The organism is Kitasatospora sp. NPDC087271, assembly GCF_044744605.1.
In the GTDB taxonomy this organism is placed as follows: domain Bacteria; phylum Actinomycetota; class Actinomycetes; order Streptomycetales; family Streptomycetaceae; genus Kitasatospora.
Genome location: NZ_JBIUYQ010000049.1, coordinates 1 through 16569 on the forward strand (window position 1 = coordinate 1; position 16569 = coordinate 16569).

Annotated in this window: 15 protein-coding genes and 1 pseudogene; 3 read left to right on the forward strand and 13 right to left on the reverse strand. The window is 73.6% G+C overall.

Annotation, left to right across the window (positions count from 1 at the left end):
- Window positions 1–208: 208 nt before the first annotated feature.
- Together ACIO9K_RS37430 and ACIO9K_RS37435 are read right to left on the reverse strand one after the other, a co-directional pair.
- Window positions 209–1054 (reverse strand): helix-turn-helix transcriptional regulator, encoded by an 846-nt coding sequence (locus ACIO9K_RS37430; RefSeq protein ID WP_363626180.1) that lies wholly within the window; start codon window positions 1052–1054, stop codon window positions 209–211.
- A gap of 142 nt (window positions 1055–1196) precedes the next feature.
- A complete protein-coding gene (locus tag ACIO9K_RS37435) occupies window positions 1197–2015 on the reverse strand; it encodes an SDR family NAD(P)-dependent oxidoreductase (RefSeq protein ID WP_400336360.1) in 819 nt (272 codons plus the stop codon).
- A 99-nt stretch (window positions 2016–2114) separates the two neighbouring features.
- On the opposite strand from ACIO9K_RS37435, the gene ACIO9K_RS37440 reads away from it, so the two are divergent.
- Complete coding sequence (locus ACIO9K_RS37440; RefSeq protein WP_363626181.1) at window positions 2115–2828, forward strand: NAD(P)-binding domain-containing protein; 714 nt, start codon at window positions 2115–2117, stop codon at window positions 2826–2828.
- 43 nt (window positions 2829–2871) lie between these two features.
- Here the strand turns inward: ACIO9K_RS37440 and galK are convergent, their stop codons facing one another.
- Window positions 2872–4014, reverse strand: a complete 1143-nt coding sequence (gene galK, locus ACIO9K_RS37445; protein WP_400336362.1) for a galactokinase — start codon at window positions 4012–4014, stop codon at window positions 2872–2874.
- Between the two features lie 56 nt (window positions 4015–4070).
- A complete protein-coding gene (galT, locus tag ACIO9K_RS37450) occupies window positions 4071–5171 on the reverse strand; it encodes a galactose-1-phosphate uridylyltransferase (protein WP_400336364.1) in 1101 nt (366 codons plus the stop codon).
- 207 nt (window positions 5172–5378) lie between these two features.
- On the opposite strand from galT, the gene ACIO9K_RS37455 reads away from it, so the two are divergent.
- On the forward strand, window positions 5379–6203 hold the full coding sequence (locus ACIO9K_RS37455) for a DeoR/GlpR family DNA-binding transcription regulator (RefSeq protein WP_363626187.1): 825 nt from the start codon (window positions 5379–5381) through the stop codon (window positions 6201–6203).
- Between the two features lie 8 nt (window positions 6204–6211).
- Here ACIO9K_RS37455 and ACIO9K_RS37460 read toward each other — a convergent pair whose 3' ends face one another.
- The 9 genes from ACIO9K_RS37460 to ACIO9K_RS37500 form a co-directional block, all read right to left on the reverse strand.
- Window positions 6212–7264 (reverse strand): LacI family DNA-binding transcriptional regulator, encoded by a 1053-nt coding sequence (locus tag ACIO9K_RS37460; protein ID WP_363626189.1) that lies wholly within the window; start codon window positions 7262–7264, stop codon window positions 6212–6214.
- Window positions 7265–7321: 57 nt separating this feature from the next.
- Window positions 7322–9043 carry a glycoside hydrolase family 36 protein gene (locus tag ACIO9K_RS37465; RefSeq protein ID WP_400336366.1) on the reverse strand — a complete coding sequence of 574 codons (1722 nt, stop codon included), beginning with the start codon at window positions 9041–9043 and terminating at the stop codon, window positions 7322–7324.
- A gap of 2 nt (window positions 9044–9045) precedes the next feature.
- A complete protein-coding gene (locus tag ACIO9K_RS37470; protein WP_400336368.1) occupies window positions 9046–9936 on the reverse strand; it encodes a carbohydrate ABC transporter permease in 891 nt (296 codons plus the stop codon).
- Window positions 9933–10853: a sugar ABC transporter permease gene (locus tag ACIO9K_RS37475; RefSeq protein WP_363579918.1), complete on the reverse strand. Its 921-nt coding sequence runs from the start codon at window positions 10851–10853 to the stop codon at window positions 9933–9935. Before ACIO9K_RS37475 ends, ACIO9K_RS37470 begins: the two co-directional genes overlap by 4 nt.
- Complete coding sequence (locus tag ACIO9K_RS37480) at window positions 10850–12193, reverse strand: extracellular solute-binding protein (RefSeq protein ID WP_363579917.1); 1344 nt, start codon at window positions 12191–12193, stop codon at window positions 10850–10852. The genes ACIO9K_RS37475 and ACIO9K_RS37480 overlap by 4 nt, the downstream gene beginning before the upstream one ends.
- Before the next feature lie 204 nt (window positions 12194–12397).
- Window positions 12398–13624, reverse strand: coding sequence for a radical SAM protein (locus tag ACIO9K_RS37485; protein ID WP_400336371.1), 1227 nt, complete (start codon window positions 13622–13624; stop codon window positions 12398–12400).
- Between the two features lie 20 nt (window positions 13625–13644).
- On the reverse strand, window positions 13645–14379 hold the full coding sequence (locus ACIO9K_RS37490; protein WP_363626197.1) for a hypothetical protein: 735 nt from the start codon (window positions 14377–14379) through the stop codon (window positions 13645–13647).
- A 281-nt stretch (window positions 14380–14660) separates the two neighbouring features.
- Window positions 14661–15257: an isochorismatase family protein gene (locus ACIO9K_RS37495; protein ID WP_363626198.1), complete on the reverse strand. Its 597-nt coding sequence runs from the start codon at window positions 15255–15257 to the stop codon at window positions 14661–14663.
- A gap of 84 nt (window positions 15258–15341) precedes the next feature.
- On the reverse strand, window positions 15342–15608 hold the full coding sequence (locus ACIO9K_RS37500) for a MerR family transcriptional regulator (protein ID WP_400336373.1): 267 nt from the start codon (window positions 15606–15608) through the stop codon (window positions 15342–15344).
- A 129-nt stretch (window positions 15609–15737) separates the two neighbouring features.
- Here ACIO9K_RS37500 and ACIO9K_RS37505 point away from each other — a divergent pair.
- A pseudogene (locus tag ACIO9K_RS37505) lies at window positions 15738–16433 on the forward strand (maleylpyruvate isomerase family mycothiol-dependent enzyme); the annotation flags it as partial.
- Window positions 16434–16569: the final 136 nt, after the last annotated feature.

The following is a 16569-nucleotide window of genomic DNA, read 5'->3' on the forward strand; positions in this document are numbered from 1 at the left end:
ATGGTCTGGCCGATGGTCGCGGCCGGCACCAGCAACGACGAGATCCAGTTCGCCAAGGGCATCCGCCCCGACTTCGGCGACGACCTCGACTAACGACACCCCCCTGAACCCCGGTCGTAGGCCCTCGACCCCCGCGAGGGCCTACGACCGGCCTTTTCGTGCCCAGGATCTCGTGCCGTTCGGGCAGGCGGCCGTTGGAGCGGGCCGCTCAGCGGGTCGCCGACGCCGACCAGGAGAGCAGGAGGCGCAGGGCGTCGTCCGACGGGGTGTGCGGGTCGGCGGTGTAGGTGACGAGCGCCTGGTCGGGGTCGTCGGCGGGGCGGAGCGTGTCGTAGGCGAGGTCGAGGGGGCCGGCGATGGGGTGGTGGAAGAGCTTGCGGCCGGAGGTCTTGTCGGCGACCGGGTGTTCGGCCCAGAGGTGGCGGAACTCCTCGCTGTGGACGCAGAGTTGGCCGACGAGTTCGGCGAGGAGGGGGTCGTGGGGGCGGCGGCCCGCCTCCAGGTGGAGGAAGGCGACGTTCTCGCGGGCGCAGGCCGTCCAGTCGCCGTAGAGCTCGCGCGAGGCCGGGTCGAGGAAGGTGCCGCGGGCGATGTTGCGCTCCTCGACCGGCAGGGCGCCGTAGTCGCCGAACAGCGCGACGGCCGCGCGGTTCCAGGCCAGGACGTCCATCCGGTGGCCCATCACCAGGGCCGGGACGTGGTCGAGCTGGTCGAGCAGCCGCAGCAGGGAGGGGCGGGGCTGCTGCGGGGCGGTGCGGCGGCGGGGCGCGCGGCGGGTGGGGCGGGCGAGGCGGTGGAGGTGGCCGGACTCGTCGGGGGCGAGTTGCAGGGCGCGGGCGACGGCGTCGAGGACGGCTTCGGAGGGGTTGCCGACGCGGCCCTGTTCGAGGCGGGTGTAGTAGTCGACGCTGACCCCGGCGAGGTGGGCGAGCTCCTCGCGGCGCAGCCCCGCGACCCGGCGGCGTCCGCCGTAGTCGGGCAGGTCGACGTCCTCGGGCCGCAGTTGGGCGCGGCGGGTGCGGAGGAACTCGCTCAGGGCACTGGTCGGGTTCATGGGGATGATTCTCACCCGGAGGCGGGCGGCCGTGCCTGGCCCTGCCAGGACCAGGCACGGCCGGCACCGGGGCGCGGGCGGTAGCGGGGGGCAGCGGGCGGTAGCGGGGCGTGGCCGGGGGCAGCCGGGGATCAGCCGGACGTCAGCCCGCGACGGCCTGGACGGCGGGCACCAGGCCGCCGTCGATGACGATGTCCTGGGACGTGATGTAGGAGGACCGGTCGGAGAGCAGGAAGGCGACGGTTTCGGCGACGTCCTCGGCCCGGCCCAGGCGGCCGAGCGGGATGCGCGCGCGGATCGGCTCGTGAGCGGCCGGGTCGGGGATCACCGCGTGGAACATCTCGGTGGCGATGTAGCCGGGGCTGACGGAGTTGACCCGGATGCCGCGCGCGGCGAGGCCGCTGCCGAGGGTGCGGGCGAGGCTGAGGACGGCCGCCTTGGTCGCGGCGTAGACGGGGGCGTCGGGCAGGCCGCGGTGCGGGGTCCAGGAGGCGTTGAGCACGATGGAGCCGCCGCCGGCCGCCTCCAGCAGGGGCAGGGCGTGCTGGACGGTGAAGAACACGCCCTTGAAGTTGACGTCGACGGTGTGGTCGAAGTCGTCCTCGGTGACGTCGGCGGCGGGCTGGAAGACGCCGACGCCCGCGTTGGCGAAGACGCCGTCGAGCGCGCCGTGGCGCTCCCGGACGGTGGCGGCGAGCCGGGCGAGGTCGGCCCGGGCGGCGACGTCGGCGCGGACGGCGAGCAGCCGGTCGCCGCCGTCGAGCCGTTCGGCGGCGCGGGCGAGCCGGGCGTCGTCACGGCCGGTGATGACCACCCGGGCGCCGGCGGCGAGGAGGCGGCGGGCGGCGGCGAGGCCCATGCCGCTGGTGCCGCCGGTGATCAGGACGGTGCGGTCGGCGAATTCCCGGGGGTCGGCGGGATCCCGGGTCATGGCGTTGTCGGACGGGGCGTTGTCGGTCATGGCACCCACTCTCCCGACGGCCGTGGAGCCGGGGCCAGGCCCAGCCCGACCCTGGGTCCGGAAGAACCACCCTGCACCGGGAATCGACGGCGCCACCGGGTGGTTGGGGCAGGACGACAGGCGTGTGACACTCGCGAACAGGGGTCTGACATGAAGATCGGCATCATCGGTGCGGGCAACATCGGCGGCAACCTGACCCGACGGCTGACGGCGCTCGGGCACGACGTCTCGGTGGCCAACTCGCGCGGTCCCCAGTCGCTGGCCGCCCTGGCCGAGGAGACGGGCGCGACGGCCGTGCCGGCCACCGAGGCGGCGCGCGGAGCGCAGGTCGTGGTGGTGACGGTGCCGCTGAAGAACGTGCCGGACCTGCCGGCCGGGCTGCTGGACGGCGCGGCCGAGGGCGCGGCGGTGATCGACACCGGCAACTACTACCCGCAGCAGCGCGACGGCCGGATCGACGCGATCGAGGACGACGGGCTGACCGAGAGCCGGTGGACGGAGCGGCACCTCGGCCACGCCGTGGTGAAGGCGTTCAACGGCACCTACGCGCAGGACCTGCTGGAGCGGCCGCGCCCGGAGGGCGATCCCGAGCGGATCGCCGTGCCGGTGGCGGCGGACGACGAGGCGGCCAAGCGCGTGGTGCGGGCGCTGATCGACGAGTTGGGCTTCGACACGGTGGACGCGGGCGGGATCGACGAGTCCTGGCGCCAGCAGCCGGGCACGCCGGTGTACGGGCTGCGCGCCGGGGTGGAGGCGGTCACCCGGGCGCTCGCGGAGGCTTCTCCGGAGCGCCCGGCGGACCACAAGGCGTGACCCCGGGAAGGCGTGCTCCCCGCGCCAACCTCGACGGGCCCGGTCAGCCCGTGCGGCGGGCCCCCTCGGCCGGGACGGCGGTGAGGGTGCGCGGGGCGGCGTAGCCGGCCGCGCGGAACGCGGTGGTGACGGCGGCGGCGACGGTGTCGGCGGCCGGTGCGTCGACGAGGGCGATCACCGAGCCGCCGAAGCCGCCGCCGGTCATCCGCGCGCCGTGGGCGCCGGCGGCGAGGGCGGCCTCGACGGCGAGGTCGGTCTCCGGGCAGGAGACCCGGTAGTCGTCGCGCAGCGAGGCGTGGCCGGCGGTGAGGATCGGGCCGAGCGCGGCGGGCCGGCCGGCGTCCAGGTGGGCGACGGCGGCCGTGACGCGCTCGTTCTCGGTGACCACGTGGCGCACCAACGGCCTCAGCTCCTCCGGGAGTCGGGGCAGGGCGGCCGGCAGGGCGGCGGGCGTCAGCTCGCGCAGCGCGGGCAGTCCGAGCAGCGCGGCCGCCCGCTCGCAGCCGGCCCGCAGGGCGGCGTAGGCGCCGTCGCCGAGGTCGTGCTTGACCAGGGTGTCGAGGACCAGCAGGGCGAGGCCGGCGCCGGCGAGGTCCAGCGGCACCTGCCGCATCGCCAGGTCCCGGCTGTCGAGGTGCAGGGCGGCGCCCGGGCGGCAGCACATCGAGGCCATCTGGTCCATGATCCCGCAGGGGACGCCGACGAAGCCGTTCTCGGCCCGCTGGGCGATCAGGGCGAGGTCGGGGGCGGACAGCCCCAGCCCGTACAGGTCGTTGTACGCGATCGCGACGACGCATTCCAGGGCGGCCGAGGAGGACAGCCCGGCACCACCGGGCACGTCGCTCTCCAGCCGGAAATCGGCACCGCCGACGGGGTGCCCTGCCTCGCGCAGCGCCCACACCACGGCGGCCGGGAAGGCCGCCCAGCCGGGCACCGAGCCCGGGGCCAGGTCCGCGACGGCCAGGTCGGCGACCACCCCGTCGCCCTGGGCGGACCAGAGCCGCAGCCGGCCGTCGTCGCGGCGCCGGGCCTGGGCGCGGACGGCCTGCGGGAGGGCGATCGGCAGCACGAACCCGAGGTTGTAGTCGGTGTGTTCGCCGATCAGGTTGACCCGGCCTGGGGCGGCCCACTCCCCCTCGGGGGCGTGGCCGTGGAGCTCTTCGAAGGAGGCCACGGGGGTGTTCACAGGAGTCTCCACGGGCGTGGTCACGGGCGTCGTCACGGGCGTACTTAGGGGCGTGGTCACAGGGCTACCTCCCGCAGCCGGCGGGCCGCGTCCTCGGGGGTGACGTCGTTGACGAAGGCGTCCATGCCGGATTCCACCCCGGCCAGGAACTTGAGCTTGTCGGCCGCGCGCCGGATGGTGAACAGCTCCAGGTGGAGGGCGAGTTCGTCCTCCTGGCCGGCGGGCGCCTGGTGCCAGGCGGAGATGTACGGGGTGCGGCCGGCGCCGAAGAGGCGGTCGAAGCGGCGCAGCAACTCCAGGTAGAGGCGCGAGAATTCGGCGCGCTGCGGCTCGTCGAGGCCGGTCAGGTCGGCGACCCGGCGGTGCGGGTAGAGGTGCACCTCGTACGGCCAGCGGGCGGCGAAGGGGACGAAGGCCGTCCAGTGCTCTCCGGCGAGCACCACCCGGGCGCCGTCGGCGCGTTCGGCGGCGAGCAGGTCGTCGAAGAGGCTGCGGCCGGTGGCGGCGCGGTGTTCGGCCGCGCGCGCGGCCATCCGGGCGGTGCGCGGGGTGGTGAAGGGGAAGGCGTAGATCTGGCCGTGCGGGTGGGCGAGGGTGACGCCGATCTCGGCGCCCCGGTTCTCGAAGCAGTAGACCTGCCGGACGCCGGGGAGGGCGGCGAGTTCGGCGGTGCGGTCGGTCCAGGCGTCGAGGACGAGGCGGGCGCGCCGCTCGTCGAGGTCGGCGAAGGAGGCGTCGTGGTCGGCGGTGAAGCAGACCACCTCGCAGCGCCCGGCGCCGGGGCCGCTGACCCGCGGTCCGCCGACGCCTTCCAGCGCCGCCGGGGGGCCGGCCAGCGAGGGGAAGCGGTTCTCGAAGACGGCCACCTGGTAGTCGTCGGCGGGGATCTCGCTGTGCCGGCCGTCCCGGGAGGGGCAGAGCGGGCACTCCTCGGCGGGGGGCTGGTAGGTGCGGGCCTGGCGGTGCGCGGCGACGGTGACCCAGGCTCCGGTGGCCGGGTCGAGCCGGACCTCGGAGCCGTGGGCGGGCGGGTCGAGCGGGCGCCGGTCGACGGCGTCCCGGGGGACGGCCTCGCCGCTGTCGTAGTAGATCAGCTGTCGCCCGTCCGCGAGTGTGGTCACGGTCTTGGCGGTGGGCTGGGTCAGGGTCCCGGCCATGGCCTTCTTCCCTCTATCCGACACGAAACAACAATATCCAACATTATCCATCAGACCCGGCTGTCCGGAAGGGGCCCGCGCCTGCCATGATGGCGGTGACCGTGGCCCGCCGGGCGGCCGGACGGACGGCTGGACGGACGGCTGGACGGACGGCTGGACGGACGGCCGAACGGTCACGCGGACCACACCGACCCGAGGAGCCCCCCGATGGCTGACAGCGCCCAACCGCTCGCCGGACAGCGCCGCGTGCTGATCCTGGAGCGGGTCCGCGCGCGCGGCGGCGTCCGGGTGACCGAACTGGTCCGGGACCTCGGGGTGTCCGACATGACCATCCGCCGCGACCTGGACGCGCTGGCCCGCCGCGGGCTGGTGCACAAGGTGCACGGCGGGGCGGTGCGGACGGAGGCGGCGGCCAGCGGCGAACCCGGGTTCGAGACCAAGGCCAACTGGCAGCTCCCCGCCAAGGAGGCCATCGCCCGGGCCGCCGCCGCCCTGGTGCCGCCCGGCTCGGCGGTCGGGCTGGCCGCCGGGACGACCACCTTCGCGGTCGCCCGGCAGCTGCGCGCCGTCGAGGGACTCACCGTCGTCACCAACTCGCTGCGGATCGCGGAGCTGCTGGAGGAACCCGACGAGGACGGCACCCCCGCCACCGCGACGGTGATCCGCACCGGCGGCGTCCGCACGCCCTCCGACGCGCTGGTCGGGCCGGTCGCCGACCAGGCGATCCGCTCGCTGCACGTCAACGTGCTGGTCATGGGCTGCCACGGCCTCTCGGCCGAGGCCGGGCTGACCACCCCGAACCTGGCCGAGGCGGAGACCAACCGGACCTTCCTCCAGTCCGCCCGCCGGGTCGTCGTGGTGGCCGACCACACCAAGTGGAACGCGGTCGGCCTGGCCTCCTTCGCCGCACTGGAGCAACTGGACGTGCTGGTCACCGACGACGCACTGGCGGCCGAACACCGGTCGTCGGCCGCCCAGTTGGTGGGCGAGCTGATCGTCGCGCCGACCGGGGAGCAGGGCCCCCAGGCCTGACGGGCCCCCTACGGACCCGTCCGGGAACTCGCCCGCACCACCAGCTCGGCGGCCAGCTCAAGACCGCCCGCCGGCGGCGCCTCCCCGCGCACCTGGCCGAGCAGCCGCTCCACCAGGGCGGCGGCGATCGCCCGCAGCGGGAGCCGCACCGAGGTCAGCGCGGGGTGCAGGTGGCGGCAGAGCGGCGTGTCGTGGAAACCGGTGACCGCCACCCCCGCCGGCCCGACCGCCGATCCCTCCGCCCGGACCGCCTCGTAGACGTCCAGCGCCAGCAGGTCGCTGCCCGCCGCGAAGGCCGTCGGCCGCTCGGGCCCGCGCAGCAGCTCCCGCACGGCCGCGACGTCCGGCCGCGCCGCCGTCACCGCGGACAGGCCCAGCCGGGCCGCCTCGGCGAGGAAGCCCGCCCGCCGGGCGGCCATCCACGGCAGGTCCTCGGCGCGGCCGACGTACCCGATCCGGCGGTGGCCGAGCCCCGCCAGGTGCCGCACCACCACGGCCATCGCCGTGTCGTTGGCGATGTCGACCCAGTGCTGGGGCTGCCCCGGGCCCGTCCGTCCGAAGGTGACGAACGGGAGGCCGGCCCGGACGACGTGCCCGATCCGGGGGTCGTCGCCCAGCACGTCCGCCAGCACCAGCCCGTCGACCTGACGGGCCGCCACCAGTTCGTCGATGGCCGCCAGCGGGCCGGCCGCCCGCTGGACCCCGCTCTCGGCCGCACCCTGCCCCGGACGGAACAGCAGCACCCGCTGCCCCTGCGCCCCCGCCGCGTCGACCAGCGCCTCCAGGAAGCCGGCCATCAGCGGGTTGGGGTCGAACGGGTCGTCCACCGGGGCGAGGTAGCCGAGGGTGCGCCGGGCGCCGCTGCGCAGCGAACGCGCCGACTGGTCGGGCTGGTAGCCGAGTTCGCGGATCGCCGCGGTCACCCGGGCCAGCGTGTCCGGGCGGACCCGCTGGGGGGCGTTGAGCGCGTTGGAGACGGTCTGCCGGGACACCCCGGCCGCGCGGGCCACCTCCTCGATGGTGGTGGCGCCGCGGCGCGGTCGGGGTGTTCCCTCGGGCATCGGAGGCTCCAGGACGGCTGCTCGGGTCTGACGGGTGCTCGGTACCACTGCTCGGTTCTACGGACGGCGCAGGGTCAGCAGCCCACCGCGCGGCACGGTGATGCCGCCCGCCCGGTCGAGCTCGACCTCGCCCTGCCGGACGATACGCCCTCGGGCGTCCTGCACGGTGGCCTCGGCCGTCCCGCCGCCGCCGGTGAGCCGGACGTCCGGGTCGGCGTCGGCGTTGGCGACCAGCAGGGTGCGCCAGTCCGCACCGGAGACGTCCACCGGCAGCGCGGCGTAGCGGGCCACCGCGACGGTGCCGCCGCCGACGGCGGTGACCATCGGGTAACCGAGGTCCGGCCGGGCCGGGCGCAGCTCGCCGAGCTGCAGGGTGGCGACGTACTCGCGGAAGACGCCGAGCCAGAAGGCGATCGCCTCGCGCTGCCCGGGGCTCTGCGCCGCGAGGTCGACGGAGACCTGCGGCACCGAGAACAGCACGTTGATCAGGTGGCAGGCGATCTGCTCGGGCGGCTCGGCCGGGTGCCACATCAGCATGTCGGCGTGGACCGGGACGGGCCCGGCGGCGAGCCGCACGTCGATGGTGCGCTGCCGGTTCTCCTGCGGGCTGAGCGGGCAGTCGGTGGCGCGGACCATGGTGACGTACGGCCACAGGCCGGGGCTGACGTACGGCTGGCGGTGCTCGATCATCGCCCCCGGCTTGACCGCGGTGATCCGGCGGCGGATGGCGGCGAGCAGCCGCTCGACGCCCTCGTCCACGGTGGCGCAGTCGGCCTCGGGCCCGGCCTCCGGCGCGTCGGCGCGGGCGAACCAGTCGACGAAGTCGACCTTCAGCCCGTCCATGCCCCACTCCTCGACGGCACGGGCGAGCCGGCCGGTCAGGAACGCGCGGACCTCCGGGTAGCGCGGGTCGGCGACGATCGCGCCCAGGTGGGCGGCGTCCGCGAGCGCGTAGCGGCCGATCGCCTCGAAGGCGGCGCTGTCCTTGCCGATGAACGGCAGCGCGTACCAGAGCAGGTACTGCACGCCGAGGTCGTGGACGCGCTGGACGTGGGCGGCGGTGTCGGGCAGCGAGACCGGCTCCCAGTCGCCGCAGTGCGCGTAGCCGCGGGTGCGGTCGGCGGTCATCCAGCCGTCGTCGACGATGATGACGTCCATGCCGAGCTCCTTGCCGAGCGCGGCCTGGGTCTCGACGGCCTTCGGCGAGACGTCCTGGTGCATCGAGTACCAGGTGGAGTAGGCGGGGCGGCGGGCGGCCTCGGGGATGGCGGGGATGTCGGCCGCGCGGCCCGCCCACCACCAGGCGGCGAGGTCGGCCAGGCAGCGCGCGAAGTGCCGGCGGGAGGTGTCGATGCGGACGGTCAGCCGGCCGGCGGCCTGGGCCCAGAAGCGGAACTCGCCTGTCTCCTCCAGCACTCCGGCGCCGACCAGGACGTCGACGCGCTCGGCGGCGAAGGCGCAGATCGCGAGGTCGCCGGTGCCGATCAGGGCGGCGATCGGGGCGCCGTCGGCCAGGCCGGTGCGACGCGGGGCGCTCCACGCGGCGGGCAGCCGGCCGGTGCCGCGCGGCTCGGGCGTCCAGAACGCGGTGGCGTCCACGCACGGCACCCGCCACTCGATCCGGACGTCGCCCTCCCCCTCGGCGGTCACCTCGACGATTCCGTCGCCCGCCCCGCGGGCGCTCGCGTTCCCGCTGACCCGCAGGTCCAGGCCCTCGGCGTGGAGCGGACGCAGGCCGCCGGCGACGGCGGGGGCGTGCGGTTCCCAGATCTCGGTCATGTTCAGCCCTTCGTGGCGCCGGCCAGCAGGCCGGAGATGAACTGCCGCTGGAGGACCAGGAAGAGGACCATCATCGGCAGGGTGGACAGCGCGGTGCCGGAGAGGATCGCGCCGTAGTCGGTGTTGCTCTTGTTGCCGTGCAGGGTCGCGAGGGCGACCGGCAGGGTGTGCATCCCGGGGCTGCGCAGAGCGATCAGCGGCCAGACGAACTGGTTCCAGGAGCCGAGGAAGAGGAAGATCGAGAGGGCTGCCAGCACGGGCCTCATGACCGGTACCACCACGCTGAACAGCACCCGGAACTCGCCCGCGCCGTCGACCCGGGCGGCGTCCAGGAGTTCGTCCGGCAGGCTGCTCAGCGACTGCCGCATCAGGAAGATGGCGAAGGGCACGCACAGGCCGGGCAGGATCAGCGCCTGGTAGGTGTCCAGCAGGCCGAAGTTCGTCATCATCTTGAACAGCGGTACCAGCATGACCTGTTCGGGCACCACGAGGGTGGAGAACAGCAGGGCGAACAGCAGGGTCCGGCCGCGGAAGCGGAACTTGGCGAAGGCGTAGCCCGCGAGCAGCGCCACCACGAGGGCGCCCAGCGTCTGGACCCCCGCCACCAGCAGGGAGTTCCCGACGACCCTGAGCAGGCCGATCTTCTGCTCCAGGTGGCTCAGGTTCTCGCCGAGGCTCCCGCCGGGCAGCAGCTTGGGCGGCCAGTCGAAGACCTCGGTGTCCTTGCGGGTGGCGGAGACCACCAGCCAGTAGAAGGGGGCGATCGACAGCCCGGTGATGCCGGCGAGGAGGAAGGTCAGCGGCCAGCCGCGCAGCTTCTTGAGGGGGTTCACGCGCTCGGAGGCCTCGCTCTGGGGGGTATCGCTCTTGGAGGTATCGCTTTGGGAGGTCACTTGTCGCGCTCTCCCATCAGGCGCATCTGGACGGCGCCGAGCACCGTCACGAGCAGGGTGAGCGCGTAGGCGACGGCGGAGGCGTAGCCGAAGTCGTAGTACCGGAAGCCGTTCTGGTACAGGTACATGGAGACGGTCAGGGTGGCGTTGTCCGGCCCGCCGCCGGTCAGCACGTACGGTTCGTCGAAGAGCTGGAGCGTGCCGATGGTCGAGAGCACGACCGTGAACAGCAGCACCGGGCGCAGCGCGGGGACGGTGACGGAGGTGAAGCGGCGGATCGGTCCGGCGCCGTCGACCATCGCGGCCTCGTACAACTCCCTAGGAATGGACTGGAGTCCGGCGAGGTAGATGACGGCGTTGTATCCGGTGTAGTGCCAGGTGAGCACCACGACGACGGCCGCCCGGGCCCAGACGGGCTGGCCCAGCCAGTCGACGGAGGGCAGGCCGACGGCGTTCAGCACCCAGTTGACCGCACCGTCGTCGGTCTTGAGCAGGTAGGCGAAGATCACGCCGGTGGCGACCAGGCCGGTGACCGAGGGCATGAAGACGCCGAGACGCCACACCGTGCGCCAGCGCACCACCGCGGAGTTGATGCCGACGGCCATCAGCAGGGCCAGTCCGAGCATCAGCGGGACCTGCATGACGAGGATCTCGCCGGTGTTGGACAGGGCCGTCCAGAACAGCGGGTCGTCCAGCAGGCGCCGGTAGTTGGCGAGGCCTGCGTCGCGGGTGGCGGCGCCGGAGCCGGTGGTGAAGGACAGCAGCAGCGACTCGACGACCGGGTAGGCCTTGAACACGCCGAAGGTCAGCAGGGCGGGCGCGAGCAGCAGGTACGGTACGGCGGCGCGCCGCCGGCGGGACCGGCGCCGCGCTGCGGACCTCCTGGAGAGGGCGGCGGGCGGGCTGGCGGCACTCATGCGATACCGCGCCCGGTCTGCTGGGCGAGCTGCTTGGCGGCGTCCTGGAGGACGGCGGCCGGGTCGGCGCCCTTGAGGAGGACCTTGACCTGGGCGTCGCTGACGAGCTTGAGGGCGCGGGCGTAGTCACCGGAGTAGTTGGTGGGGTAGCCGCCCTCGGTGGCGAGGTCGGCGAAGGTCCTGAGCACCGGCTGCCCGCCGTAGTAGGCGCTCGGCGCGGCGTACAGCGGGTCGGTGTAGGCCTCGGTGAGGGCCGGGAAGACGCCGCCCGCGTTGAACATGGCGTTCACCGAGGCCGGGCGGGTGACCGTGTACTCGACGAACTTCCAGGCGGCGCGGCGGCGCGGGCTGGAGGCGGCGACGGCCAGGTGGGTGGAGTTGACCAGGGCGGTGCGCTTGCCGCCGGGGGTGACCGCCGGGGGCTTGGTGAGACGCCAGTTGCCGCTCTGGTCGGGGATCTTCTTCTCCAGGTAGTGCGCGACCCAGGCGGGCATCGCGGCCACCGCGAGCTTGCCGGCCTTCATCACGGGCGGCCAGCTCTGGACGCCGGGGGTGTCGCCGATCAGCCCGGCCTCGTCCAGCCGCTTGACGATGGTCAGGGCGCGCACGGCCGCCTCCGAGCCGACGGTGATCTTGCCCTGGAGGTCGAAGTAGAAGGCGCCCTGGAGCTGCATCAGGGCCTGGACGAAGTCCAGGTCGGGGGTGGGGTTGGCGGCCCTGTTGATGCCGATCAGGGCGACGCCGGGGTTGGCGGCCTTGAAACGGTCGGCCACGGCGAGCAGGTCGTCCCAGGTGGCGAAGGACTCGGGGTCGATGCCCGCCTTGTCGAAGTAGTCCTTGCGGTAGAAGAAGCCGAGCGGGTTGACCTCCCAGGGCAGTGCGTAGGCGTGGCCGTCCTTGCCGCTGACGACGGGCCACAGGCCCTTGGCGAACTTGTCCTTGTGCGCGTCGGCGCCGAGCGCGGAGAGGTCGGCCAGGCCGCCGGGGAACTTCTCCTGGTATCCGGGCAGGTAGTCGCAGCCGATGTGCAGCACGTCGCCGAGGCCTTGGCCGCCGGCCGCCAGGCCGACGGTGATCTTGTCCCAGATGGCCGGTTCGCCGATGTCCTGGACGTCGACCGTGATCCCCGGGTTGTCCTTCTGGAAGGCCGGGACGATCCCGCGCAGGGCTTCGGCGGCCGTGGCCCAGGACCAGACGGTGATGTTGCCGGTGTCGGCGTCCCCGCCCGAGGCGCCCCCGGAGCCGGAGTCGCCGCAGGCTGCGAGCGTGCCGCCGGCGGTCAGGGCCAGCAGGCCCGCTCCTGAGGCTCGGAGCAGATCACGACGGGAAAGGTGTGACATTGCATTCCTCTCTGAGGGGTGGCGAGGAAGGGTTGAGGTAGGAAGGGCGAGGCAGGGGGAGGGAGCTTGAAGGGTTTTGAACGTTCAAATACACAAAACAAACCAGAACCAAACAGGTTCGAACGAGCGGGTCACAGCAAACGCCCACCATCCCCGCGCCGTCAAGACCTGGGCGCGGAGAGGGTGGGCTCCGAAACCGTTCTGTTATCCCAGGGCCGTGTCCGGAGCGCCGAACACGGTTCCCGGGGTGACCGGGATCCCCCGCGCCATGGCCTCGAAGTCCAGGATCGGATGGGTCAGGATCTCCTCGACCTCGTCGGTCAGGAGGTTGCCCAGGATGAACTCCTCCTCCGCGCCCGACCCGAAGGTGACCACCTGCCCGCTCGACTGGATCATCCAGTTCAGCAGCTCCCGCTCGCTGCTCTCCGCGAGGTGGATCTCCCGGCCGGGGTGGTCGCGCCGGATCCCGTCGACGACCGCGCGGACCTCCTCCACCGCCACGCCGAGCCTGCGCACCGTGGCCGGCGAGGCCCGCCGGCCCCACCACTGGAAGATCACCCACTGGGCGACCGACGGGTGGGACAGCACCTCCTCGGCGAGCTCCGGCAACTGGTGGAGGTTCTCGGCACTCGCCACGGTGTGCACCCGCACCCGGTCGAAGCCCTCGGCGTCGCACAGGGCGAGGGACTCCAGCAGCGCGTCGAGGAGCCTGTCGTCCGGACTCCGGCGGAAGGCGCGTTGCACCTCCGGCGTGACGGCGTCCAGTGGCAGCCGCAGCGAGGACAGGCCGTGGAGCCGGGAGAGCTTCTCGGCGGTGAGCGTGTAGCCGGTGGTGTCGAGGCCGACCTTGAGACCACTGGCGATGGCGTGGTCGACCACGTCGAAGACCGGCGGCCACAGCAGCGGGTCACCTCCGGCCAGGACCAGGTCGGTGGTCCCGTGCGCGGCCAGCTTCCCGACGATCCGCCTGGCCTGGTCGAGGTCGATCTGCTCCGCCGCGAACGGGTTGTAGCAGCCCTGGCAGGACATCGGACAGCGGTTGTTGATCGACCAGTTGACCCGCCGGACGCGGCGGCCGGTACGCGGCCGGTCGGCCCTGCTGCGGATCCCGGCCACCAGCCGGGCCAGGCGGACGGCCTGCGGGAGGGTGGCGCCGGCGAGCAGTTCCCCGGCCCGTTCGACGCCGGCCGCGGTGGCGTTGTTCTGGAGCAGGAGGAAGGCCAGGCGCCACCGCATGGCCTCGTCCCCCGGGTCCCGGCCCAGGGCCTGTTCGACCCGCTCGGTCAGGGCGCCGAGGTAGCCGGGGGTGAAGTTGGCGGGTTCCAGGCGCCGCTGGAAGGCGTCGGCTATCGACCCGCGCTCCAGGGCCCGGTCGTAGCCGGCCCGCAACGGGTGCGGGGGCAGGATCTCCACGTGCTGCCGGGTGGACATTCGGTGTTCTCCGGTACGGGTCAGTTCGGGGCGGACGGCAGCATGACGACCATCGAGTCGGCGGACGACAGGCCCATGCCCTCGACGAAGACCGCGTCGCGGACGAGCTGCGCGATGGCGGGGTGGGTGGGGGCGGCGAGGTAGCGGGCGGTGGATTCGAGCGGGGTGATGTCGTGCTTGGCGATCAAGGTGCGCAGCGAACCCGGCAGGTCGTCGAGGCCCTCGCGGATGTCCTCCAGGTCGAACCGGTCGGCCAGCCGCACCGCCGCCCTGCGGGCCTTGGCGAGGTTGGTCGTCGGGTCCAGGATGGTCGCCTTGGCCAGGTAGTAGGGGACGGGCTGCATCATCCAGGCCAGCGCCGCGCGCGGGTCGTCCTCGTCGTGGCCGGGATGGTCGAAGGCCTCCGGCCCGAGCCCGAGGCCGTCGCAGAACCACTCGGGCCGCATGCTGATCCGGTAGTGGGCGTGGCCGGCCAGCCGGAACGCCGGGAGCCTGGCTATGACGGACGTCGTCTCGATCCGGAACGTGTCGGAGATCCGCCGCATCGTCCGCCCCAGCACGGCCCGGACCTCCGGCACGTCGGCCCCGTCGGCCACGACGTGGATCAGGTCGAGGTTGGAGACGATGTCGCCGGCGGGCCCGGTGCGGTGCTCGCCTCGGGCCAACGAGCCGGTCGCCGCCACAGACATGTCGGTCACGTCCGCGAACTCGCGGGCCAGCTCCTGGAACAGCAGGGGGACGTCTTCGGCTCTCACGCGCTTCCTCGGGTGTCGGCTACGGAGGTGGAGTCGACGCCCTCTCTTCCAATGCCGCTCACATCATGGAGAGTTGGCGTTCAGATGGGCACCCTAACAGCGACCCGCCACAAATGGTCGTGTTTGCACCACATATCTCACACACCACAGCTGACGGACCGACACAAGCGGTCTCAACCAGTCACTCAAGTGCCGACCGCGACACGTGGATCGGGTGGGCAGCGGGACGTCTGAACCACACCTGCGCGAGAAGTCGGCCAGGCCGACTTCTCGCGCAAACCTCATCCGGCCAGCACGACCGGCGTGCCCGTCAGGTCCACGCCCGCCTGCCGGAGTTCGCCGAGGGCGGTGACCGTGGTGTCGGTGGCCACGCCCGCCGTGTAGTCCAGCAGCACCCTGGTCGCGAACCCGGCCTTCACGGCGTCCAGCGCCGTCGCCTTCACGCAGTGGTCGGTGGCGATCCCGACCACGTCCACCGCGTCCACGCCTTGGCCGCGCAGCCAGTCGGCGAGCCGGGTGCCGTCCGCCGCGAAGCCCTCGAACCCGCTCTTGGACGCCGAGTGCGCGCCCTTGAAGAACACCTCGTCCACCGCGCCCGCGTCGACGGCGGGCGCGAAGGACGGGTGGAACTCGCCGCCCTCGCTGCCGACCACGCAGTGCACCGGGAAGGACTCCCGGAAGTCCGGCCGCGCGGAGAAGTGCGGGCCCGGGTCGATGTGGTGGTCCCGGGTCGCGACCACCCGCGCCCAGCCCTCCCGCTCCGGGCCCTGGACCAGCTCGGCGATCGCCCGGGCCCGGTCGGCGCCCCCGCCGACCGGGACGCTCCCTCCCTCGCAGAAGTCCTTCTGCACATCCACCACGATCAGCGCGCGAGCCATCGACCGGCCTTTCCTCGGGGGTACGGATTTCGCGGCCAGCTTGACGCCTTCGAGGTGCGTGGACGAAGCAACCCGGGCTGCCGTTCACCCGGACGGGCCTGGCGCTGCGATCAGCACACCCCGGCGGCGCCAGGACGGGCGGAGCGTTCGAGGCTGCCCGAGCCCGAGCCTGCGCAGCCGTCTGACCAGGCCCAGCCGCTCCACGACCACCCGGTCGAACCTGCCGTGCCCGCCCGTGCTGCGCACCGAGTCGACGATGCCCTCGTCGCAGTAGAAGCGGATGGTCCACACCGGCACGGCCGTCAACCGGGCCAGCTCGCCGATCCCCAACATCTCATCGAGCAAAGGCACTTGAACCTCCACCGGACTGGAGTTCCTACCGTACCCAGGTAACCCCGAGAGAGGAGCGCCGTCATGACATCAACGCTGGACACCGCACGACTCGTGGAGGGCCTGTGGGAGTAGAGCGCGAGGACGGGCCGCGCGGTCGCCGGAAGGGACCCGGACACCCCGGTGCCCACCTGTCCACGGTGGCCGCTGCGCACCCTCGTCGGGCATCTCGGCCAGGAGCACCGGTGGGCGGCCGAACTCGTCCGCACGCGCGAGCAGTTGCCCGTCCCCGACCCGTGGCAGGCCGATCCCGGCGCCCCGGACGGGCGGGCCCGGTGGCTTCGCGGGGGCGCGGAGGACCTGGTCCGCGCGGTCCAGGAGACCGGCGCGGACACCGAGTTGCCCACGTTCTTCGGGCCACGGCCGGCGGCGTTCTGGCTCCGCAGGCAGCTGAGCGACACCTGCGTCCATCACTACGACGCGGCGTCGGCGACGGGCACCGCGTTCGAGATCGCCGACGACCTCGCGGCCGACGTGATCAGCGAGAACCTCGACCTGCTGTGCACGCCGGCCTTCGAGTCGGCCAGGCCGGCGGTCGCCGAGCTGCGCGGCCGGGGCGAGCGGGTCGGGTTCCGGCCGAGGTCCACGGAGGGCTGGGTGGTCACCAGGGCGCCCGAGGCGCTGCGGTGGGAGCGCGGGCGGGTCGAGGCCGACGTGGTGGTGTCGGGCGCGGTGGCGGACCGCACGCTGGTGCTCTCCCGCCGCCTCCCGCCGCAGGACGACCGGGTGACGGTGGCGGGCGACCGCGCTTTGCTGGACCACTGGCTGACCCACACGGCCTTCTAGCTACCAGAGCTGCGGGGGGGGGGGGGGGGGGGGGGGGGGGGGGGGCGCGGTTTTAGGGGGCGGGCCCCGCCCCCCAGAACCCGGGGGGAGGGAGCGGGGCCGTGCCGGGCGGGGGGGACGCGGGCCGCGGGGGCGG